Origin of the sequence: Mammaliicoccus sp. FSL K6-3158 (assembly GCF_038005105.1) — a bacterium.
GTDB classification, from domain to species: Bacteria; Bacillota; Bacilli; order Staphylococcales; family Staphylococcaceae; genus Mammaliicoccus; species Mammaliicoccus sciuri.
On sequence record NZ_JBBOSL010000001.1, the window covers coordinates 1,687,510 to 1,711,950 of the forward strand.

Here is a 24,441-nt window from a genome sequence, read left to right on the forward strand (position 1 = left end):
TTTTGTCTCCTATCTAAGTGAAAGTCCTGTAAATTGCCACCATATATAATAACTAAATATCATCAATAATATATAAGTTGGCATTAATATAACACTTATTTTCATTAAATCTCGATTTTTAAATGGCTTTTCATCTTGTTCATAAAATAATAGCAATGCTTTTGAGCAAACTGGAAATGTTACACAATAATTCGTTCCAATTAAAGTAATAAACACTACTGCGACTGGATTTAAATTAAACATTTCACTAAATAATAAAAATACTGGTACAAAAACAATTGCCCGTGTCGTATGACTTGTAATATATAAATGTGAAGTAACAGTGATAATCACTATTATACTAAGTATAGCGAATTCATTTAAAGTTTGAAATTGAGATAAATAATTTAACAAATGATCTTGTATATAATCCACTACTTTATAAGTGACCAACAAATTCCCTAAAGTCGTAGCACCTGCTACAAAGAATATTAAACTCCATGAAACATTTTGAACACCTTGTTTCCAAGTTATCACACCTATTCCAGGTAACATCATACAAATACCCATCAACATAGTAATAAAAGCAATTTCAAAACCATGAATATTTTCAGTCATCCATAAAGTTATTGTGATGACGATATATACAATTGCTCTTTTCTCAATTTGAGTAAAAGGCTTTCGATCTTCATGCGATTTTTCTTGATGGTAGAGTACGTCTTCACTTATATTCATATACATTATTTTAGTCACTATAAAAGTAACTAAACCAATTACTAAACCAAAGGGCAATCCCCATAATAAAAATTCACTATAAGAAATAGATTCATTAGCTTTTCCTTCTAATAATCCTATACCAACCAGATGACTACCGGCACCAATTAAAGTTAAATTTGCACCCATTAATATTAAAATTGGTATGAACAATGCAAAATACTTCTTATTTGTCGGGAATCGTGTTTCAAATGCTTTATAAACTGGTAACATAGCTGCTGCTCTACCTGAAGTTGATGGTACGATAACAGAAATCACTTGTATGATAAGAAATAAAAGTATATTCACACTTCTACTCGTTTTACATCTCACATTTATAAAATTAATCATTCTGTTTAACAAACCACTTATTTCAATTGCCGCACTAATAATAAAAGCGCCTATCATCAACCAGACTACGTGCGAATTCATTGAATGAAACATTACACCTTCTGGTAATCCAAGTAGAATACCTATCATAATCGCGATAAACGAAGATAAACCTGCTGGCATATTTGATAATAAATAGAGACCTAATGACAATACGAATACAATTAAACTTAATTTAGCTAAATAACTCATATCTGTATATAAGAAAATACAGATTGAAAAGATGAAATATACAGATAAGTAAATGATTTGCTTATTAGTCATTTAGATCACATCTCTTTAGCAACCATTTGGTTACCTAGGTTAATACCTATCATAATATGTCTAAATGCATTTTCAGAACAATTTTCTAACCAATCTTTTGCATCAGATATTGAATTTTCTAAAGTTGTTGGTTCTGGGATTATACTAGTAAAAGCATCAATTCCACTTTGATAATTAATTTTTGCATTTAAACCAATTGTTCCTGCAAAAGCGATAACTGGTTTATTGTGTGATTTCGCAATTCTTGCAACTTCTGATGGAATTTTACCGTTTGGTGTTTGGTAATCTATACACCCCTCAGCAGTAATCACTAAATCTGCATTAATAATTGCATCAGAAATTTTAATATACTTCATTATAATTTCAAAGCGCGGATGTAACTTTGCATTTAAAAATCCATGTAAACCTGCTCCTAATCCACCTGATGCTCCGCCACCATTAATAAGAGATAAGTCATCACCTTTAAATGATTTAATTAGTCTCGCAAGATGTTCTAAGTTGGAAGATAATTGTTCTACATCTTCAATTGATGCTCCCTTTTGTGGTCCAAATACTCTTGCAACTCCTTTACTGCCACACAATATATTCATCCAATTTACCGCTACATCAATATCAACAAGATGTACCCTTGGATCCATATATATCATATCAACACCATGAATACGGTTAATTTCTCCCCCTCCATTAATAAATATAGGTTCTCCTTCTTTATTTAAAAATTTAACACCTACTGCTTGAGCCATACCTACTCCGCCATCTGATGTACCTGAATCTCCACAACCAATTAGGATTCTTTCAACACCATAATCTAATGCTTTAATAATTGTTTCTCCTACACCAAATGTAGTTGTATTAAGTGGATTTCTCATATTTCTAGGTACATGCCTTAAACCAGCAATCGCTGCCATTTCTATTACGGCTGTTTTAACACCACTTTCTTTAAATATACCAAAGTATGAATGAATCGGCTTACCGATTGGTCCCATTACTTGCGTTGCAATTTTTTTACCTTCTTTAAGTTTTATAATAGTATCTACAAAACCTTCTCCACCATCAACCATTGGAATAGTTGTGACTTCATGTTTGCCTTCTACTTTATTAACACCATTCGCAATTGCTTTTCCAACCTCTTCTGCGCTTAAACTTTCTTTAAATCCTGATGGAATAATCACTACTTTCATGTTCATTTCCTCCTCATATCGTATTTCTTGCTTAACCATAATTTATCTTTACAAGATTCACATACAATTAGAGAAAAATTAAAATTTGATTAAAAGCGAACATTTTAACAGTTTTATGTAATTGGTATGAATTTATAAAAAAATCTCATTATTTAGCCTATGCTAAATAATGAGATTTGAGTTCATTGAATTTTTATAGTATGAGTAATTGTCATACATACTTCAAACTACGCTTAATTATTTTCTTTCAATTTCAACCATTTTGAAAGCTTCGAAGATGTCGCCTTCTTTAATATCATTGAATTTTTCAATTGTGATACCACATTCATATCCAGCTGCTACTTCTTTAGCGTCATCTTTGAAACGTTTAAGTGTATCTAATTCACCTTCAAAGATCACAATGCCGTCACGAATAATACGTACACTTGCATCTCTAGTAATCTTACCGTCTGTTACGTAACTACCAGCGATTGTACCGACTTTAGATACTTTAAATGTTTGACGTACTTCAGCTTGACCAATAACTTGTTCTTCATATTCAGGGTCTAATAGACCTTTCATAGCTGATTCGATTTCTTCGATTACTTTATAAATAATACGATGCAATCTCATATCAACATTTTCTTCTTCTGCAGCACGTTTAGCACCTGCATCTGGTCTTACGTTAAATCCGATAATAATACCGTTTGATGCTGCTGCTAATGTAACGTCTGATGCATTAATCGCACCAACTGCTGTATGAATAATACGTACATTAACACCTTCAACGTCTATTTTCATTAATGATGCTGCTAAAGCTTCTACAGAACCTTGAACATCACCTTTAATGATGATATTTAAATCTTTCATTTCACCTTGTTTCATTTGTTCAAACAAGTTATCTAATGAAACGCTCTTACTATCTTGACGTTGTTTTAAGATATTTTCTTGTTGACGTTTTTCACCGATTTGACGAGCTTGTTTTTCATTTTTGAATACAACAAATCGATCACCAGCTTGTGGTACATCATGTAAACCAGTAATTTCAACTGGTGTTGATGGTCCAGCTGTTTTAATTCTTTTACCTAAGTCGTTAACCATCGCACGTACTCTACCGTATGTGTTACCCACTACTAATGAGTCACCTACTTCTAAAGTACCGTTTTGTACTAATAGAGAAGCTGCAGGTCCACGTGATTTATCAAGCTCAGCTTCGATTACAGTACCTACTGCAGCACGGTCAGGGTTAGCTTTTAGTTCTTCTACTTCAGAAACTAAACCAATCATTTCTAATAAATCATCGATTCCGTCACCTTGAATTGCTGAAAGTTGAACGAAGATTGTATCTCCACCCCAGTCTTCAGGATAAAGACCATATTCACCTAATTCTTGCATAACGCGATCAGGATTTGCTGTTGGTTTATCAACTTTGTTTACCGCAACAATAATTGGTACTTCTGCTGCTTTAGCATGGTTTATTGCTTCAATTGTTTGAGGCATTACACCATCATCAGCTGCAACAACTAAAATTGTGATATCTGTTACTTGAGCACCACGCGCTCTCATTGTTGTGAAAGCAGCATGTCCTGGTGTATCAAGGAATGTAATTTTCTTGTCGTTGTTAACAATTTGGTATGCACCAATATGTTGTGTAATACCGCCTGCTTCACCAGCAGTAACACGTGTATTACGGATTGAATCTAGAAGTGTCGTTTTACCATGGTCAACGTGTCCCATGATTGTAACAACTGCAGGTCTTTCGATTAAGTCTGCATCATTTTCATCAACTTCAAAGTAATTTTCTAAGTCAGTTGCATCTACATGTACTTCTAACTCAGCTTCAATATCATAATCTGCACAAATTAATTCAACAGTTTCAGTATCTAATGCTTGGTTAATATTAGCTACAACACCAAGTAAGAATAACTTCTTAATAATTTCAGAAGCATCTTTGTTGATTTTATCAGCTAATTCACCAACTGTAATACCTTCTTCATACGTAATTAAAGATGGTGTTTCTTTAACTTCCGGTTTAGGTTGTTGCTGTTGTTGATTATGTTGTTTTTTGTTATTTTGCTTTTTATTCTTTTGATTTTTTTGATTCTTTTGTTGATGATTAGGTTTATTGTTTTGTTTGTTATTCTGTTTGTTGCTATTTGATTTATTTGTATTTGCGTGAGTAGTTGTTTGGTCTTTTTTAGCAGAATCCTGCTTTTTAAATGCTTTATCTAAAATTTTAATGTCATTCTCCTCTAATGCTTGCATGTGATTTGATACTTCTATGTTATTCTTTTTTAATTCGTCTATGATTGCTTTACTCTTTACATCGATTTCTTTTGCATACTCATATATTCTCTTTTTACTCATATACTCACTCCTCATGAAAATCATGAATCATCGTTTTTAGCTTTTTGCTAAATCCAATGTCAGTTATGCCCAACACCACTCTGCTTTCTTTTCCAATTGCGTAGCCTAATTCATAGCGTGTAGCAAAAGTTAAAAGTGTTACATGATAAGTTGCACATTTATTTTTTATTGTTTTTGTAACATTTGCTGCAGCATCTTCAGAAAGAATGACAAGTTTTACATTGCCTTTTCTTAACTCACTTATGACAATTTCTTCGCCAGTCTTAATCTTTCTAGCTCTTGTTGCCAGACCAAGAAGATTTAAAATTTGATCTTTCTTTTCTATACTCATTTAGGTATACGCTCACGGTAAATTAAACGAATAATTTCTTTATAGACAGGTTCAAGCGTTTCTTTATTACTGTCAAAATAACGTTCTAACTTTCCTTGTTTCTGTGCAATTTCGATAACTTCTAAATCTTTAGAAACATACGCACCGCGACCTGGCGCTTTACCTGTCGCATCTGCTGTTATTTCGCCTTCTTTATTTTTAACGACACGAATCATATCATTTTTAGGTTTCATTTCATTTGAAAGTATACATTTACGCATAGGTATCTTTTTCTTTTTCATAATAAAAGCACCTCACTTTATGATTCTTCAGTTGAAATAATGCCTGCTTCTCTTGCATCAGTTTCTGATTTAATATCAATCTTCCAACCTGTTAATTTTGCAGCAAGTCGTGCATTTTGTCCACGTTTACCGATTGCTAATGATAATTGGTAATCTGGTACGACAACAGTAGTCGATTGATTTTCTTCATCTACGATAACTTCTACAACTTGTGAAGGACTTAAAGCATTTCTTACGAATACTTTTGGATCTTCGTCCCACTCAACGATGTCGATTTTTTCGCCACCTAATTCATTAACAACTGCTTCAACACGAACGCCTTTAGCACCAACACATGCACCTACAGCATCGATATCGCCATTTTCTGAAGTCACACTAATTTTAGAACGGTCACCAGCTTCACGTGCTACAGATTTAACAATTACAGTACCATCATAAATTTCAGGAACTTCTTGCTCGAATAAACGCTTTAATAAACCAGGATGTGTACGTGATACAAAGATTTGAGGACCTTTAGTCGTTTGTTCAACTTTATTCACATATACTTTAATGCGTTCATTTGGTAAATATTGTTCATTTGGACTTCTCTCAGCTTCTGAAAGTACAGCTTCAGTACGACCTAAATTAACATATACATAACGATGATCGACTCTATCAATAACACCTGTTACAATGTCATCTTCTTTATCAATAAACTCATCATAAAGAATGCCTCTTTCAGCATCTCTTAAACGTTGCATAACTGCTTGTTTAGCTGCTTGAGCACCAACACGACCGAAATCTTTAGGTGTAACGTCTTCTTCAAAGACATCTCCAATTTCATACGCTGGATTTGTAACTAATGCTGTATCTAATGCTACTTGATCTCTATAATCTTCAACATCTTCAACAACGTCTTTTCTTGAAATAACTCTATAAGTACCTTCATCAAGATTCAATTCGATTCTAACATTTTTGGCACTGTCATAGTTCTTTTTGTAAGCTGTGATTAAAGCCGCTTCTATTGCATCAATAAGTACCTCACGAGGTATTCTTTTTTCCTTTTCAAGGTATTCAATTGCAAGTAATAATTCATTACCTTTCACAATGTATCCTCCTTTATATTATAACATTACTGATCGACGTGCTTTAGCGATTTTCTTGCGTGGCAACGTGACATTCTTAGTTCTTGTTTTAATTTTCACTTCTAGCGTTATAGATGTTTCAGTAACTTCTTTTAAAACGCCTAACCATTCTTTATCTCCTTCAACAGGTTCGTATAACGAGATAAATACAGGTTGTTCAATTGCATTTTGATAGTCTTTTTCTTTTTTCAATGGGCGTTCTGCACCAGGTGAAGATACATCCATGAAATAAGGTTCTTTAATAGGATCTTCTTTGTCCATAACTTCACTAATCTTTTCAGAGGCAATTGTGCAGTCGTTCAAATCAACGCCACCGTCTTTATCAATTGCAATACGTAGATAATAGTCTGATCCCTCTTTGACATATTCGACATCTACAAGTTCATAATTTAAATCTTCAAGTATTGGTTGAATAATTTCCTCAACGTGTGCTGCAACTTTACTCATAATGACCTCCCTCTTAATACAAACAGAAAAGAGCGGGAAAGGTCCCACTCTTTAAACGTCAGAGTATTATTTTAAGCAATAACAGTATATCACATAATGGCGCTATGCTCAAGAACATGCGTTATAAATCAAATATTGACAGCTGAGCTTTATCAGGCATATTTGGTAATGATCCAAGTTCATCGAGATATTCGATGATTTTTTGTGATACACCTGCTTTTTTATTAAGATCTTCTTTAGCTAAGAATGGACCTTCTTCTCTTGCTTCAACGATACGTTTCGCAACGTTTTCACCTAGTCCAGGTACTGCGATAAACGGTGGAATAAGTGAATCACCTTCAATTTTGAATTCAAACGAATCACTTTTTTCTAGGCTTACTGGCTGGATTTTGTAACCTCTATGTGCCATTTCATTTGTAATTTCTAAAACTGTTAATACATCTTTCTCTTTTTTAGCTAATTCATGGAATCGGCTATAATATTCTTTCACCGTTGCTTTAATAGACTCTTTATCTTTCGTCATCGTTTTTAAATCAAAGTCTGTCGCACGTACTGTAAAGTAACTTGCATAATAGAACAACGGATGATGAACTTTAAAGTATGCAATTCTTAATGCCATTAGAACGTATGCAGCTGCATGGGCTTTAGGGAACATGTATTTAATTTTTTTACATGAATCTAAATACCAATCTGGCACATTATTTTCTTTCATAGCTTCTTCGAATTCATCTGTTAAACCTTTACCTTTACGAACTGCTTCCATAATTTTAAAGGCAAGTGATGGTTCTAAACCGTTATACATTAAGTAAACCATAATATCATCACGACAACCGATAACACTTGATAAATCACATGTACCTGTTTTGATTAACTCTTGTGCGTTTCCTAACCAAACGTCTGTACCGTGTGATAACCCAGAAATTTGAACAAGCTCAGAGAAAGAAGTTGGTTTCGTATCTTCAAGCATTTGTCTAACGAAACCTGTACCGAATTCAGGTACTCCGAATGTTCCAGTCTTACAAAGAATATCTTCTTCCGTAACACCTAATGATTCAGGTGTACTAAAGATTTTCATTGTTTCTTTATCATCTACTGGAATTGTCTTAGGATCAATGCCTGATAAATCTTGTAACATTCTAATCATCGTTGGATCATCGTGTCCTAATATATCCAGTTTCAAAATATTATCATGGATAGAATGGAAGTCGAAATGCGTTGTTTTCCATGGTGATTTTTGATCATCGGCAGGGTATTGGATTGGTGTAAAATCATAAATATCCATATAATCTGGTACAACAATGATACCCCCTGGATGTTGCCCAGTCGTTCTTTTAACACCGGTACAACCTTTAACAAGTCTATCAACTTCAGCTGCTCTTTTATGAATGCCTTGATCATTTAAATATCCTTTAACATAACCGAAAGCTGTTTTTTCAGCTACAGTACCTATTGTACCTGCTCTGAACACTTTATCTTCACCAAACAGTACTTTCGTATAATTATGGGCAACTGGTTGATATTCACCACTAAAGTTCAAGTCAATATCCGGTACTTTATCTCCTTTGAAACCTAAGAATGTTTCAAACGGTATATCTTGTCCTTCTTTAATCATATCAACATGACATTTTTCACATTGTTTATCTGGTAAGTCGAAACCTGATCCGACTGAACCATCGTCAAAGAAATGACTTTCTTTACAAGATGGGCAAATATAATGTGGCGGCAATGGATTTACTTCAGTTATTTCAGTCATTGTCGCAACAAAACTAGATCCGACTGAACCACGTGAACCAACTAAATAACCATCATTCAAGGATTTCTTAACTAACCTTTGCGAGATTAAATAAATAACCGCAAAACCATTTCCGATAATACTTTCCAATTCTTTTTCAAGTCTATCAATTACAATTTGTGGTAAGTCTTCACCATATAATTTTCTAGCATTCTCATAACTCATTTCACGAATTTCTTCATTCGCACCTTCCATATTAGGTGTATATAATTCATCCCTAATAGGTATCACTGTTTCGAGTCTATCTGCTAGTTCGTTAGTATTTTTAACAACAATTTCATATGCTTTTTCTTCACCTAGGAAGTGGAATTCGTCTAACATTTCATCTGTTGTTCTAAAATGTGCTTCAGGTAATGTTTGTCTATTCAATGGATTACCTGGTTGTGCGGCAATTAATATTTTTCGTGCAACAGCATCATACTCATATAAATAATGGGCATTTCCTGTAGCGATAACTGGAATATCAAGTTTCTCACCAACACTTAATATACGACTATATATTTCTTCCATCGTTTCATTATCTTTAATCAATTCTCTATCAATTAAATCTTGATATAACCCTTTTGGTTGAACCTCTATATAGTCATAATATTTCGCAACTTTTTCAACTTCATCTTGGTCTTTTTGCATAACCGTTGTAAATACTTCACCTTCATCACATGCACTGCCTACTAAAATACCTTCTCTATATTTGTTTAATAACGAGCGTGGTATACGTGGTGTACGGTAAAAGTAATCAACTAATGAGGCACTTACAATTTTGAATAAATTTTTCAGTCCGACTTGGTTTTGTACGATTAACGTTACATGAGAAGGTCTTGCACGTTTATATGCTTCGTCATTTGATAGTTTCTCGTTTATTTGATTATGATTATGAACATTGAGTTCTTCTAACTGTTTCAACATCTTAATAAAGATATGTGCTGTTGTTTCCGCATCATAAATCGCTCTATGGTGTTGCGTAAGTTCTACACCATATTTTTTAGCTAAGAAATTCAAACCATGCTTTCCATATTCAGTATTAACTGTACGTGATAATTCAAGTGTATCGATGACACCATTTGTCGTAGCACCAAGTCCGATACGTTCAAATCCCGTATCTATAAAGCCCATATCAAATGATGCGTTATGCGCAATATATATTGCGTCTCCAACCCATTCATGGAAATCTTTTAGAACTGTTTCAATATCAGGTTGTCCACGTAACATTTCATCTGTAATACCTGTTAAATTTTTGATTGTTTCCGATAGACGCTCTCCTGGGTCCGAAAAACGTTCAAAGGTGTCAATTACTTCGCCATCTTTAACCTTAACAGCCGCTAATTCTATAATTTGATCATATTGACTTGAAAGTCCTGTTGTTTCGACGTCAAATACAATATACGTTGCTGTCTTAAGCGGAATATCTTGTGACTTGTACGCAATCGGCACACCATCATCTACAAGCATACCTTCCATACCATAAATCATTTTAATACCATTTTTCATGGCAGCTGCATGCGCATCTGGATATCCTTGAACACCATTATGGTCTGTTATCGCGATTGCTTTATGTCCCCATTTAGCAGCTTGTTCAACATACTTACCGATATGTGTAATGCCATCCATTTGACTCATAGATGTATGTAAGTGAAATTCAACTCTTTTTTCATCTGCTTTATCAAGTTTAGGAGACTTCTTAATTTCATGGATATCCGTCATCATCATCACTAAATCACGTATAAATTGATCTTGTTCAATTCTACCTTGTGCTCTTACCCATGTACCTACTTTTAAAGCTTTAAAATGTTCAAGGTCATCTTTACCTTTTCTCGTAAACATCTTAAGTATAAGTGAATCGGTATAGTCCGTAATTTTTAATGTGACAATATGTCTACCACTTTTCAGTTCTTTCATTTCGATATCAAAAATAACACCTTCAAGTGCTACTTTGAATTCTTCTTCGATAATATCTTCTATTTTGCGAATAGAATCTACAGGAATGTCTTTACCAATTTGACATCGTGATACAGCATTTTCGCTATCGCTAGATTCTGCTTTTTCTTTCTTCATACGTTCCATTTTTTCTGATGCAATTCGTGCTGCTTCTTCATCTTCTTGTTGGATGTGCGCTTCAAATGATTCAAGTTCTCTTCTCATTTGTTCTTCATTATCCATCGTTTCGAATATAACACGACTTATTTGAAAACCACACTTTTGGAGCGCTTTTACTAATGAACCATTGACACGCTTATCGAAATAGTCACGTTCAATATCATTGTTCACTTGAACTTTCACGATATCATCAGCAAATATAATAGGCTTTTGTTTAAGTTGATGTTTTACTTTATCACTTAATTCAGTACCCTCAATACAATGTGGAATATATTTCAGTATATGTTCATCTATTTGTTCTTTAGTTGTCACTTCAATCGTCCAATCAACTTGTGCAATACTACTAAAAGTATTTTTCAGTTGATTTGTAAAAACAAGATACATTTCACTTGATAAATAATATGGCAGCTTAATGTAGAAATGCCACAATCTTTTTGATTGAGACACATCAATTCTTGTAAGTTCGCCTTGTTCTACGACATCTTTATCAAGTTCATCTGTCATGTTCATTTGCGTGAGAAGCGTTTGGAATTTCTCTTTCCCTGTCATTGACACTTATACGACCACCTTCATCAAAATGAAAAAGAGGCTAATCATTAAATAGCCTCTTTAAATATCTTATATTATATCAGATTTAGTTGTTTTTATCAGTCTATTTTACTGCATCATAAAAAGTAGCAAGTACTTCATTTAATTCATCAATATGGACTTCTTTACTTTCTGAATTATCACGACGTTTTACTTCTACGATACCTTCTGAAGCTTTTTTACCAACCATTACGCGTACTGGTAAACCTATTAAATCTGCATCATTAAATTTAACACCAGCACTTTCTTTACGGTCATCATACAAGACATCATATTTGTTTTGCAATTGTCCATAAAGTTGATCTGCTAATGCTTGTTGTTCTTCTTTTTTAGGATTAATCGCAATTAAATGTACTTCATAAGGTGCAATAGCTTTTGGCCAAATAATCCCTTTATCATCATGATGTTGTTCGATTGCTGCTGATAATGTTCTAGAGATACCAATACCGTAACAACCCATTATAAGTGGTTGCGCTTTACCTTGTTCATCTAAGAATGTTGCATTCATGCTTTCAGAGTATTTCGTTCCAAGTTTGAAGACTTGACCAACTTCGATACCTTCAGCGAATTTCGCAGTACCTAAATCACCTGGTAATGCTTCTCCTTCAAGAATAAATCTAAAGTCTCCATATGCTTCAATCTTAAAGTCTCTATCTACGTTCGCATTAATAAAATGATAACCTGTTTCATTTGCACCAACAGCTAAATTATTTATATCTTGAACGAAATTGTCTGCATAAATTTTGATTTGGTCTACGTTAACTGGTCCTAGACTACCAGGTTTAGCACCTAAAATATTAACGATTTCAGACTCAGTTGCCATTTCGATATTATCTGTTTTGAAATATGATTTTAATTTAACATCATTTACTTCATGATGTCCTCTAATTAATATCATGACATATTCATCATCAACTTTAAGAATCATTGATTTAATAATCTTATCTAAAGTCACATTTAAAAAGTCTGCCAATGCTTGTGCTGTTGTAACATTAGGCGTTTCCACTTTTTCTATATCTTTTAATGGTATATGTTCATGATTAGGTGTGTATGCTACTTCAGCTTTTTCAATGTTTGCAGCATAGTCACTTGTTTCACTATAAACAATTGTATCTTCACCAATATCAGCTAAAGCCATAAACTCATGTGTGTGGTCTCCACCGATAGCACCAGAGTCTGCAAGTACTGGTCTAAAGTTTAAACCTACTCTTGTAAAGATATTATGATAAGCATGATACATATCTTGGTAAGTATCATCTAATGAATCTTCATTAGCATGGAAAGAATAAGCATCTTTCATAATAAATTCACGGCCACGTAATAATCCAAATCTTGGACGTTGTTCGTCTCTAAATTTAGTTTGAATTTGGAATAAAGTGATTGGTAAACGTTTATAAGATTTCAATTCATCTCTTACAAGAGAAGTCACAACTTCTTCATGTGTTGGTCCTAAACTAAATTCACGTTTATTACGATCGTGCAATCTCATTAACTCTGGACCGTATGCATCCCATCTACCAGATTCTTTCCAAAGTTCAGCTTGTTGTAACACTGGCATAAGTACTTCTACGCCATCTATTTTTTCCATTTCTTCACGTACAATTTGCTCAATTTTATTAAGTACTCGCTTTGCAGTTGGTAAATAACTATATATACCTCTTGCATTTTGTTTAATCATACCTGACTTTAATAAAAGTTTATGACTAATTGCTTCCGCTTCTGCAGGAACTTCTCTTAATGTTGGTATAAATATTTTCGACTGTTTCATAAGTTTCCTCCTATAAGCTACATGAAGTACCTTTGAATATCATTCCATGTAACCATAATCATTACAAATATTAAAAACACAGCACCAATTGAAAGCATAACCATTTCCGCTTTTTTATTAATCGGTCTTCTGAAAATCATTTCATAAATAACAAATAATAATCTTCCTCCATCTAAAGCTGGAATAGGTAGTAAATTCATAATACCTAAGTTAACACTTAATAACGCTGTGTATCCCATCAATGTAATAAATCCTTGCTTCACAATAGAATCTACATTGCTATATATACCAACAGGTCCATTTAACATATCAAAGGAGAATCCACCCGTGAATATGCTCGTAATCAAGCCAAGAACTGCTTGGAATATTAATTGACCTGCCACTATTGTTTTTTCAATACCCGCAATTAATGGACCAAACACAGTGTGTTCTGTCGGTTGTGCAACACCGATAATGTATCGTGTTTCATATTTACCTTTACTAACTTCTAGTTTATCTTTTTTAGCTGCTACTTTGAAAGTCTTTTCTTGACCATCACGATCAACTTTGATTTCTACAGGTTCAGTTTTCTTCTCTTTAAAAATAGGTTGTAAATCTGTAAACTTTTGAATTTTTTGTCCGTCTACTGATAGAATTTCGTCGCCTTTTTTAATACCTGCAGTTTGTGCAGGTGCACCATCTTCTAAATCTCCAAATACTGGTTCATTCGTTGGTACACCATTCCAATAAGCAAGCCCAATAAAAATAACAAAAGCAAGAATAAAATTAAATAACGGACCTGCAAATAAAGTTAGGAATCTTTGATATGGCTTTTTAGACATTAATTGTCTATCTTTAGGTGCAATTTGTATTAAATCTCCACCTTGAACAAAGTAAGCTTCTCTCGCTAATTTAAAATGATGTCTTTCTTCATCGCTTGCTGTAATACCTTCTATGAAAATATCATTTTCGAAATCACTATCTTTAATTTCAATATGTTCAATTTGTTGGAATTTATGTTGATCGTCCATAATAACATGTGTTATTTCGTTTTGATCGTTTAATTTAATTGCGATATGCATACCCGGTGTTAATGGATTTTGTTCTAATCCATCTCCAGCCATTCTGACATAGCCACCTACTGGAAGTAGTCTAATTGTATAAAGTGTTTCATTTTTCTTATATGAATAAATTTTAGGTCCCATACCTATGGCAAACTCTGGGCACATGATACCTGCACGTTTCGCAAAGAACATATGTCCATATTCATGTACTGTCACTAATAGTCCAAATACAAAAATAAATGCTAATATTGTATAAATCACGCCTACACCCCGTAATCCTTAGATTTATATGTAGCATCAATTTTTAGAATCGTTTCTAAATCTGGATGCTCAATAACTTCATGGTTTTGCATTGCTTCCCCAATCATGTCTTCAATTTCCAAAAATGTTATTTCATTATTCAAGAACTTATTTACAGCTACTTCATTTACAGCATTCAAAACAACGGGCATTGTACCACCTATTTTAATTGCTTCATAAGCATACTGTATACATTTAAAGCGCTCGAAATCCATTTCTTTAAAATTTAACTGTCCAATTTCAGCTAAATTTAATTTCTCTGCATCTCTTGTATATCTTTCTGGATATGTAAATGCATATTGAATGGGTGTTCTCATATCTGGTGTACCCAATTGTGCAATCACACTTGTATCCTTAAATTCAACCATAGAATGAATAATACTCTCTTTATGTAAGACAGTTTCAATTTGGTCAATATCTAAATCAAATAACCATTTTGCTTCAATGACTTCTAAACCTTTATTCATCATTGTTGCAGAATCTATCGTAATCTTTTGCCCCATAGACCAGTTAGGATGGTTGAGCGCTTCATCACGTGTTACAGACTTTAATTCTGCTCGTGTTAAATCACGAAATGATCCACCACTCGCAGTTATGATTAATTTATTAACCTGCTCTTTCTTCTCACCATTTAAACATTGAAATATTGCTGAGTGTTCAGAATCGACAGGTAGAATGTTAACATTATGTTCTCTAGCTTTTGACATCACAAGTTCACCAGCTGCAACTAATGTTTCTTTATTCGCTAGACCGATATCTATACCAGCTTCTATAGCTGCAATAGTAGGTCGTAAACCTATACTACCGACGATTGAATTTAATAATATATCAGTATTTTGACAAGTTGCAACTGCTAATAAACCTGCGTCCCCATGTACAATTTCAATATTTAAATGTTTAAGTTTATCTATATCTTCTACATTTTGAACAGATACGAGTTCTGGATGAAATTCTTCAATTATATTCTGTGCATAAGCAATGTTTTTACCAACTGAAAATGCAACTAAATTAAATTGTGATGCATGTTCTCTTATAACATCTAATGCTTGCTGTCCAACAGAACCACTAGCTCCTAAAATAGCTATATTTTTCAAAGACTTCACCCCAATTTACAATTGAAATAGGAATAGATTTAACAATGGTAATACAAAGATAAAGCTATCAAATCTATCTAATATACCACCATGTCCTGGCATAATATTCCCTGAATCTTTCACACCGAAATGTCTTTTAAGCCCTGATTCTACTAAGTCACCTAATTGTCCAAACATACTTAATAACATCGTTAATGGAATTAATAACCATAATGATACATCCATATCAAAATATTGTCCAAAAATAACTGCAACGATTAAACTTGAGAAAATTCCTCCAATAAATCCTTCAATCGTTTTGTTCGGACTAATTAATGGCCAAAGTTTATGTTTACCGAATAATCTACCAAATATATATGCACCCGTATCAGTTAACCACACTAATAATAATGCGAATAAGATAAATTGTAAGCCATGTTCTCTTGTCTCATAGAAATACATAAAGCCAATTCCGATATATGTAACAGACATGACACAGAAAGAGGCATCCATAAAGTTAAATCTATTTTTAGACATTACAGTATAACTCAACATTAAGAAACTCATAACGATTAGCAGTCTAAGTTGAACACTAATATCGTTATTAATGAGTTCTTGAGGCAATAATATTATACATAGTGAAACAACGGACAAAAAACCTGGTATAGAAATAATTGATAAATTATTCATATTTAAAATTTCTTTTAAAGCAATAATCGCTAATAAATACGCTAATGCTATTACGGGTAATCCACCATATATAACGACTGGAAGAAAAACAGCCATAGCAACAATTGCCGATATTGTTCTCGTCTTCATTTTTATCTCCTTTACAGCCCACCAAATCTTCGTTGTCTCGACTGATATATTTTTAAACAGTCTATCAGTGATTGTTCATCAAAATCTGGCCATAATGTCTTAGTAAATATAAACTCACTATAAGATGATTGCCATATTAAAAAATTACTTAATCTTTCTTCACCTGATGTACGAATGAGCAACTCTGGATCTGGAATATCTGAAGTGAATAAATATTTCTTTATATTATCTTCACATAAATCATCAATTGTTAAATTGCCTTCTTCAACTTCATGGTAAAGTTCTTTTACAGCATTTAGAATTTCTGCTCTACCGCCATAGTTCAACGCAAATACAAGATTGAGTCCTGTATTATGTTTCGTTTTTTCGATAGCTTCTTCAATTGCATTTTTAGTATGCTTAGGCAAAGCTTCAGTAAAACCAATTGTTGTAACTTTAACGTTTTTTTCGATCAATTCTGGTAGAAAAGTCTTTAAAAAATCAACCGGTAATTTCATTAAATATTTCACTTCATCTTCTGGTCTCGACCAATTTTCCGTAGAAAAAGCATATAAAGTCAAATATTTCACACCTAAATCATTTGCTTTACGTGTTATTTTTTTTACCGTTTGCATACCTTCATAATGTCCTTTTATGCGAGGCATTTTTCTATTTTTAGCCCATCTACCATTTCCGTCCATAATAATTGCTACATGTTCAGGTATCGATAATTCATTGTCTTGATTATTTATTTGTTGTTTTTGCTTTATAAACTTTTTTATCATAGCGTCCTCCATCAAACAAACGCGAATTTATATGTAAAATTAATTAAACATATCGTAATACATTTTATCACAAAAAGAGTCATTCTGTTATATATAAAGAAAAAACCGTACCAAAGTCTGATTTGGTACAGCTCTTATCTTTAAACTTCCAAAATGTCATTTTCTTTTTGAGTCGTTAAATCATCTATTTGTTTGATGAAATCATTTGTAATGTTTTGAACTTCTTCAGTTTGATTTCTTAAATCATCTTCTGTAATTTCGCCATTTTTTTCTTGTTTCTTCAAATCTTCATTTGAATCACGACGAACATTACGAATTGCAACTTTAGCATTTTCAGCTTCTTTTTTAGCTTCTTTTACTAATTCTTTTCTGCGTTCTTCAGTTAATGCTGGTACTGAAATTCTAATAACTGTACCATCACTTGTTGGATTAACACCTAAATTAGCTGCATTTATTGCTTTAAGTACATCTTCAACTGATGATTTGTCATATGGTTGAACAACTAACAAACGCGCTTCAGGTACTGAGATACCTGCTAATTGTTGAATAGGTGTTGGAACACCGTAGTACTCAACATTTACTCTTTCTAAAAGATTTGCATTTGCATGTCCAGTTCTGATTCCAGCTAAATCTCTATTGAAACTTTCAATAGTTTTGTTCATTTTTGACTTCGTTTCTTGAATAACATCTGCCATGGAATTACACCTCAAGTTTATTTTGTAATAATCGTACCGATTTCTTCACCTTGAACAGCACGTTTAATATTTCCTTCTTCCATAATTGAGAATACAACAAGTGGGATATCATTGTCCATACAGAATGATGAAGCAGTTGAATCCATAACTTGTAATCCTTCTTGTAACATTTGAATATATGTTAATCTTTCGTATTTTTCTGCTTTAGGATCTACTTTAGGGTCAGCAGAATAAACACCATCAACATTGTTTTTACCCATTAAGATAACGTCAGCCTCAACTTCAGCTGCTCTTAAAGCTGCAGTCGTATCAGTAGAGAAGTAAGGATTCCCTATTCCCGCTGCAAATATAACGACTCTCTTTTTCTCTAAGTGACGAATCGCACGTCTTCTAATATATGGTTCAGCAACTTGTTTCATTTCGATTGAAGTTAATACACGAGTATCACAATCTAATTGTTCTAAACTATCTTGTAATGCTAAAGCATTCATTACAGTGGCTAACATGCCCATATAATCAGCAGTTCCACGATCCATACCTAAATCGCTTCCAGTTTTACCTCTCCAAATGTTTCCGCCACCAACGATTACAGCAACTTCACAATCCATTTGAGCAACTTCTGACACTTGTTGAGCGATACTTTTAATTACGACTGGGTTAATGCCAAAGCCTGAATCTCCTGCTAAAGCTTCACCACTTAGTTTTAATACGACGCGTTTATATTTAGAATTCTTAGTCATCTTGATCCCTCTCTATGCTTATAATTAGGTCTTTATATATAACGAAAGAAGACACAAAGCGTGTCTTCTTTCTAAAAAGCAATCTTAGTTGCCTTTCATTTGTCCTTTTACTTCATCAGCAAAGTTATCAGAACGTTTCTCGATACCTTCCCCAACTTCGTAACGAACGAAATCTACAAGCACGCCACCGTCTGTTTTTAAGAATTCAGCAACAGTTTGGTCTGGATTTTTAACGAATGCTTGGTCAACAGCACAGATTTCTTCTAAATATTTACGCATTCTACCTTCAACCATTTTTTCAACGATATTTTCAGGTTTACCTTCATTTAAAGCTTGTTGTTTTAAAATTTCTTTTTCGTGCGCTAATTCTTCATCAGATACTTGGTCACGAGAAACAAATTTAGGGTTTAATGCAGCGATGTGCATAGCAACGTCTTTAGCTGCTTCTTCATTAGTTGAACCTTCAACAACAGTTAATACACCAATACGTCCACCCATGTGTAAGTACTCACCGAATGAATCGTTATCAGTTTTTGTTTTTAATGTAAATCTACGTAAAGTTAATTTTTCACCAATAGTAGAGATAGCTTCGTTCATTTTTTCTTCAACAGTTTGACCGTTAGCTAATTTTGAAGCGTTTAATGCATCAACGTCAGCTGGTTTAACATCAAGAATATGATCAGCCATTTCTTTAACTAAGTTTTGGAAACCTTCGTTACGAGCAACGAAGTCAGTTTCTGAGTTTAATTCAAGAATTACTGCATCATTACCTTTAGATGCAACAAAAGTAGTACCTTCTGCAGCAATACGGTCTGCTTTCTTAGCAGCTTTAGCGATACCTTTTTCACGTAAGTAATCTACCGCTTTATCGATGTCACCATCAGTTTCTGTTAAAGCTTTTTTACAGTCCATCATACCTGCGCCAGTTTTTTCACGTAGTTCTTTAACAAGTTTAGCTGAAATAGCCATAATCTAATTCCTCCATTTATTTAAATAATATATTGTTTATCTTAAATCTTTCTAAAAAAAGGTGATAAGTTATAGAACCTTATCACCTTTTTGAAATTATGCTTCAGTAGTTTCAGTTGATTCTTCTTTAGGTGCTTGTTCTGTTTCGTTTAAGTCGATGTTTTGCTCTTCAGCAACATCTTCATTTGAAACGCCTTGTTGACCTTCTAAAATAGCATCAGCCATTTTACCAGTTAACAATTTAACAGCACGAATAGCATCATCGTTCGCAGGGATAACATAGTCGATTTCATCTGGATCACAGTTTGTATCAACAATACCAACGATTGGAATGTTTAATTTACGTGCTTCAGCAATCGCATTACGCTCTTTACGAGGGTCTACTACGAATAATGCTTGAGGCATTGATTTCATATCACGAATACCGCCTAAGAATTTGATTAAACGGTTATATTCTTTTTTAAGTTCTACAACTTCTTTTTTAGGTAATACATCAAACGTACCGTCTTCTTCCATTTTTTCAATTTCAGAAATACGTTTTACACGTTTAGAGATTGTTTTATAGTTAGTTAAGATACCACCTAACCATCTTTGGTTAATGTAGTAGTGTCCAGCACGTTCAGCTTCTTCTTTAACTGACTCTTGTGCTTGTTTTTTAGTACCTACGAATAATACTTTACCGCCTTCTTCAGAAACAGATTTAATAAAGTTGTAAGCTTCATCAACTTTTTTAACTGTTTTTTGTAAATCGATAATGTAGATACCGTTTCTTTCTGTGAAAATGTATTTTTTCATTTTTGGGTTCCAACGGCGTGTTTGGTGACCGAAGTGAACACCTGCTTCAAGCAATTGTTTCATTGAGATAACTGCCATGATAATTCCTCCTAATTGGTTTTATTCCGCCATAAACACTTATTATAGAAACAACTTATTTAAGTTGCACCAATCCATAATTTCCGTGATTATGTGTGAATTTGGCTTTTATAGCCGTTTTCAAATATATCATATCTTATACTGTTCATCAAGTATTTTATTTAGATAAACCTAACTCATCTAAGAATTTTTCTTTTTTAATTCTAATAAATGTACCTTTCATTCCTAAAGAACGAGATTCAATTACGCCAGCACTTTCTAATTTTCTTAATGCATTGACGATTACAGATCTTGTGATACCTACTCTATCAGCAACTTTTGAAGCAACTAATAAACCTTCAGGTGCACCAAGTTCTTCAAAGATATGTTCAATTGCTTCTCTTTCTGAATATGAAAGTGAGTTAATTGCCATATTGATTGCAGCTTTGTCTCTTGCTTCTTGTTCAATTTCATTATGTTTTTCTCTTAATATTTCCATACCAATAACAGTAGCTGCATATTCACCAAGTACTAAGTCATTGTCATTGAAATCTTGAGATACACGTCCAACAACTAATGTACCTAAACGTTCACCACCACCAAGAATTGGGAAAATAGTTGTTTGACTATCTACGAATAACTCTTTGTTTTCTGGTGGGAATACTGTTAATACTTCTTCAATTCCGATATTTGATTTAGTTTGTTCTACATGCATTAATTGATCAGTATATTCTTTAGGAATATGTCTATCTTCTAACATTTTGATAATACGTTCATTGCTTAACAATTCATTTAAGCTTGAACCTAAAATTTTACCTCTTCTTGATACGATGAATACATTTGTCACCGTTACATCACTGATAGTCTTAGCCATATCTTTAAAATCTACAGCAATACCTTTATGCTTTTGTAATAACGTATTTAATTCTCTTGTCTTTGATAATAAACTCATTTAATTTTTTCTCCTTTTTTATAGAATAAATGCGCTTAAGTCTTTATTTGTCGCAATAGATTCTAATTTTTGATTAACATATTCAGGTGTTATATCTACAACTGCATTTGGCATATTCGATGCTTCGAAAGAAAGATCTTCTAGCATTTTTTCAAGTATAGTATGCAGCCTTCTTGCTCCGATATTATCTGTTTCTTGATTAACTTGAAAAGCAATTTCAGCTAAACGATTAATGGCTTCATCTGTAAAGTTGATTGTCACCATTTCAGTTTCCAACAATGCTTTGTATTGATCAAGAAGTGATTGTTTCGGTTCTTTTAATATTTTAACGAAATCTTCAGTTGTTAAACTATCTAATTCAACACGAATTGGAAATCTACCTTGTAACTCAGGTATTAAATCACTTGGTTTAGACATATGGAACGCACCTGCACCAATAAACAAAATGTGTTCAGTATTAATTGAACCATATTTCGTTTGAACGACACTACCTTCAACAATTGGTAAGATATCTCTTTGTACACCTTGTCGAGATACATCTTGACCACCGTTACTGTTGCTCACAGCAATTTTATCGATTTCATCGATGAATACCATGCCCATTTGTTCAGTTAATTGAATCGCTTCTTCATTAACGGACTCTTGGTCAATCAATTCATTCGCAATTTCATCTGTTAAAATTTTTCGCGCTGACTTAACTGGCAAGTTTCTTTCAACTTTTTTCTTAGGCATCATTTGACTAAGCATATCTTGCATTTGAGGGTTGTTTTCCATTCCCATCATGCCAAGTGTTTGTTGTTCTTGTTCTACTTTTATTTTGACGATTTCTTCTTCAAGTTCACCGTTTAATAATTGTTTCTTAATATCTTCACGTTTTGTTTTTATTTCTTCGGTTGGTGTTTCTTCGACTTCTTCTTGTTGATTGAAGTTCGGGAATTGTCCACCAAACAATGACTCTAATGGATTATTACTATTACTTTGTGCTTTTTTCTTCATACTTGGCACAAGCAATTTCACTAATTTTTCATTAGCTTTTTGAGTTGCCTCATCAAGAACGCCTTTTTTCTTTTCTTCTTTAACAAGTCGACGACCAACTTCAACAAGGTCACGTATCATACTTTCAACATCTCTACCTACATAACCTACTTCAGTAAATTTAGTAGCTTCTACTTTTACAAAAGGTGCACCAACTAATCTAGCCATTCTTCTAGCTATTTCAGTCTTACCTACACCTGTAGGACCTATCATTAGAATGTTTTTAGGTATGATTTCGTTTCTAAGTTGTTCATCTAATAAACTTCGTCTATAGCGATTTCTTAAAGCTATTGCTACTTTACGCTTAGCATCTTGTTGACCAATGATATGATCATTTAATCGATCAACGATATCATGCGGTGTCATTTTTAATTGATTTTGTGACAACCTTAAACCCCTCCAATTATATTTCTTCAACTTTTATTTCATGGTTTGTAAATACACAAATATCTGCAGCCGTATTAAGTGAAGCTTCTGCAATTTCTTTAGCCGATAAATGAGGTGCATATGATTTAAGCGCTCTACCAGCACTTAAAGCGTAATTACCACCAGAACCAATTGCAATGATACCATCATCTGGCTCAATCACTTCTCCAGTACCACTTACGACTAATAAATCTGTTTCGTTCATAACAATGAGCATCGCTTCAAGTTGACGTAACATTTTATCTCCACGCCATTCTTGAGCAAGCTCAACTGCAGCTCTCGTTAAATTACCGCTATATTCTTGTAATTTAACTTCAAATTTTTCGAATAAAGTAAATGCGTCTGCAACACTGCCAGCGAAACCAGCAACAACTTTATCATGATATAATCTTCTAACTTTTCTTGCAGTTTGTTTCATGATGACTTGCTCACCTAATGTAACTTGACCGTCACCTGCCATTGCAGAATGACCATTATGTCTTATTGCAAATATAGTTGTAGCATGTAATGAAGAACTCATTATCAAATCTCCTTTACGCACGTGGATGTGCTGATAAGTATACTTTTCTTAATTGATCTTTTGTAACATGTGTATATTGACTTGTCGTTGACAAACTTTCATGTCCTAGTAAACTTTGAACACTTCTCATATCGGCTCCTTGATTCAACAAATGTGTTGCAAAAGTATGCCTTAATTTATGAGGGTGAATATGATACACACCTTGCGTTCTCTTTACGATTTCGTTGAGTGCATATCTTACACCACGTTCAGTTATAGGTTTACCTCTCATGTTTACTATCAAGAAATCATGATCTAAACGCATTTGACTTCTAAATTGTTCAATATAGTCAACGATTGCACTTTGACAATACTCTCCAAAAGGAACAATACGTTCTTTATTCCCTTTACCTAGCACTTTGACAAATGCATAATTCAAATCAATATCACTTATTTGAATATGAACTAATTCTGACACTCGAATACCTGTTGCATAAAGCAACTCAAGTATGACGCGATCTCTTATATTCGTTTTTTTACCATCATCTAGTGTCTTAAATAGCTTTTCCATTTCTTCTTCATAGAAAAAGCTTGGTAAATGATGTTCTTTTTTTGGATGTACAAGTTGAATAAATGGATTCTGAATATCACTATCAACACTCATCCAATATTGATATAAAGATCTTAATGTAGAAATTTTACGCGAAACACTCGTCCTTTTATGTCCTTTATCATACAAAAACGCAAGGTATCTCCTTGCATCTTTATATTCAAATGATTCTAAGGATAAATGTTCTGATTGTAAAAAATCATTAAATTCATTCAAATCAAGTTGATATGCATTTAAAGTATGGGTGGAAAAATGTTTTTCATAAGTTAACATATCAACAAACTGTTGTTCAATTGTATGTACCATAACTCATTCCTCCCATTTTA

Annotated in this window: 21 protein-coding genes; all 21 read right to left on the reverse strand. The window is 33.3% G+C overall.

What is annotated here, in order from left to right; genetic code table 11:
- Positions 1–9: 9 nt before the first annotated feature.
- Complete coding sequence (locus MHH94_RS08410; RefSeq protein ID WP_084754738.1) at positions 10–1,386, reverse strand: SLC13 family permease; 1,377 nt, start codon at positions 1,384–1,386, stop codon at positions 10–12.
- A gap of 5 nt (positions 1,387–1,391) precedes the next feature.
- Positions 1,392–2,567 carry a glycerate kinase family protein gene (locus MHH94_RS08415; protein WP_340840622.1) on the reverse strand — a complete coding sequence of 392 codons (1,176 nt, stop codon included), beginning with the start codon at positions 2,565–2,567 and terminating at the stop codon, positions 1,392–1,394.
- A gap of 237 nt (positions 2,568–2,804) precedes the next feature.
- The gene (gene infB, locus MHH94_RS08420; protein WP_058591386.1) at positions 2,805–4,913 is read right to left on the reverse strand and encodes a translation initiation factor IF-2; all 2,109 of its coding nucleotides are present in this window, start codon (positions 4,911–4,913) and stop codon (positions 2,805–2,807) included.
- A 4-nt stretch (positions 4,914–4,917) separates the two neighbouring features.
- Positions 4,918–5,244 carry a ribosomal L7Ae/L30e/S12e/Gadd45 family protein gene (locus MHH94_RS08425; RefSeq protein ID WP_025905336.1) on the reverse strand — a complete coding sequence of 109 codons (327 nt, stop codon included), beginning with the start codon at positions 5,242–5,244 and terminating at the stop codon, positions 4,918–4,920.
- Positions 5,241–5,525, reverse strand: a complete 285-nt coding sequence (gene rnpM / locus MHH94_RS08430; protein ID WP_048542581.1) for an RNase P modulator RnpM — start codon at positions 5,523–5,525, stop codon at positions 5,241–5,243. Before rnpM ends, MHH94_RS08425 begins: the two co-directional genes overlap by 4 nt.
- Before the next feature lie 17 nt (positions 5,526–5,542).
- On the reverse strand, positions 5,543–6,610 hold the full coding sequence (gene nusA, locus MHH94_RS08435) for a transcription termination factor NusA (RefSeq protein ID WP_037587793.1): 1,068 nt from the start codon (positions 6,608–6,610) through the stop codon (positions 5,543–5,545).
- A gap of 18 nt (positions 6,611–6,628) precedes the next feature.
- Entirely contained in the window at positions 6,629–7,096 is a 468-nt protein-coding gene (rimP, locus tag MHH94_RS08440) for a ribosome maturation factor RimP (RefSeq protein ID WP_037587791.1), read from the reverse strand.
- A 121-nt stretch (positions 7,097–7,217) separates the two neighbouring features.
- A complete protein-coding gene (locus tag MHH94_RS08445) occupies positions 7,218–11,531 on the reverse strand; it encodes a PolC-type DNA polymerase III (protein WP_182679437.1) in 4,314 nt (1,437 codons plus the stop codon).
- Between the two features lie 103 nt (positions 11,532–11,634).
- Complete coding sequence (locus MHH94_RS08450) at positions 11,635–13,338, reverse strand: proline--tRNA ligase (RefSeq protein ID WP_048542577.1); 1,704 nt, start codon at positions 13,336–13,338, stop codon at positions 11,635–11,637.
- Positions 13,339–13,355: 17 nt separating this feature from the next.
- A complete protein-coding gene (gene rseP, locus MHH94_RS08455; protein WP_048542575.1) occupies positions 13,356–14,642 on the reverse strand; it encodes an RIP metalloprotease RseP in 1,287 nt (428 codons plus the stop codon).
- Between the two features lie 2 nt (positions 14,643–14,644).
- Positions 14,645–15,775, reverse strand: a complete 1,131-nt coding sequence (locus MHH94_RS08460; protein ID WP_078355708.1) for a 1-deoxy-D-xylulose-5-phosphate reductoisomerase — start codon at positions 15,773–15,775, stop codon at positions 14,645–14,647.
- A gap of 15 nt (positions 15,776–15,790) precedes the next feature.
- Positions 15,791–16,573: a phosphatidate cytidylyltransferase gene (locus MHH94_RS08465; RefSeq protein WP_048542570.1), complete on the reverse strand. Its 783-nt coding sequence runs from the start codon at positions 16,571–16,573 to the stop codon at positions 15,791–15,793.
- Between the two features lie 11 nt (positions 16,574–16,584).
- On the reverse strand, positions 16,585–17,337 hold the full coding sequence (locus tag MHH94_RS08470) for an isoprenyl transferase (protein ID WP_058591382.1): 753 nt from the start codon (positions 17,335–17,337) through the stop codon (positions 16,585–16,587).
- Between the two features lie 140 nt (positions 17,338–17,477).
- Complete coding sequence (gene frr, locus MHH94_RS08475) at positions 17,478–18,032, reverse strand: ribosome recycling factor (protein ID WP_025905326.1); 555 nt, start codon at positions 18,030–18,032, stop codon at positions 17,478–17,480.
- A 17-nt stretch (positions 18,033–18,049) separates the two neighbouring features.
- Positions 18,050–18,772 carry a UMP kinase gene (gene pyrH / locus MHH94_RS08480; protein ID WP_025905325.1) on the reverse strand — a complete coding sequence of 241 codons (723 nt, stop codon included), beginning with the start codon at positions 18,770–18,772 and terminating at the stop codon, positions 18,050–18,052.
- Positions 18,773–18,856: 84 nt separating this feature from the next.
- Positions 18,857–19,744: a translation elongation factor Ts gene (tsf, locus tag MHH94_RS08485; protein WP_171992080.1), complete on the reverse strand. Its 888-nt coding sequence runs from the start codon at positions 19,742–19,744 to the stop codon at positions 18,857–18,859.
- Between the two features lie 93 nt (positions 19,745–19,837).
- Positions 19,838–20,614: a 30S ribosomal protein S2 gene (rpsB, locus tag MHH94_RS08490; protein ID WP_048542565.1), complete on the reverse strand. Its 777-nt coding sequence runs from the start codon at positions 20,612–20,614 to the stop codon at positions 19,838–19,840.
- Positions 20,615–20,771: 157 nt separating this feature from the next.
- A complete protein-coding gene (codY, locus tag MHH94_RS08495) occupies positions 20,772–21,545 on the reverse strand; it encodes a GTP-sensing pleiotropic transcriptional regulator CodY (RefSeq protein ID WP_025905322.1) in 774 nt (257 codons plus the stop codon).
- A gap of 18 nt (positions 21,546–21,563) precedes the next feature.
- Complete coding sequence (gene hslU, locus MHH94_RS08500) at positions 21,564–22,946, reverse strand: ATP-dependent protease ATPase subunit HslU (RefSeq protein WP_048542780.1); 1,383 nt, start codon at positions 22,944–22,946, stop codon at positions 21,564–21,566.
- A gap of 37 nt (positions 22,947–22,983) precedes the next feature.
- A complete protein-coding gene (hslV, locus tag MHH94_RS08505) occupies positions 22,984–23,526 on the reverse strand; it encodes an ATP-dependent protease subunit HslV (protein WP_037560086.1) in 543 nt (180 codons plus the stop codon).
- Between the two features lie 13 nt (positions 23,527–23,539).
- Positions 23,540–24,421 carry a tyrosine recombinase XerC gene (xerC, locus tag MHH94_RS08510; RefSeq protein ID WP_048542559.1) on the reverse strand — a complete coding sequence of 294 codons (882 nt, stop codon included), beginning with the start codon at positions 24,419–24,421 and terminating at the stop codon, positions 23,540–23,542.
- Positions 24,422–24,441: the final 20 nt, after the last annotated feature.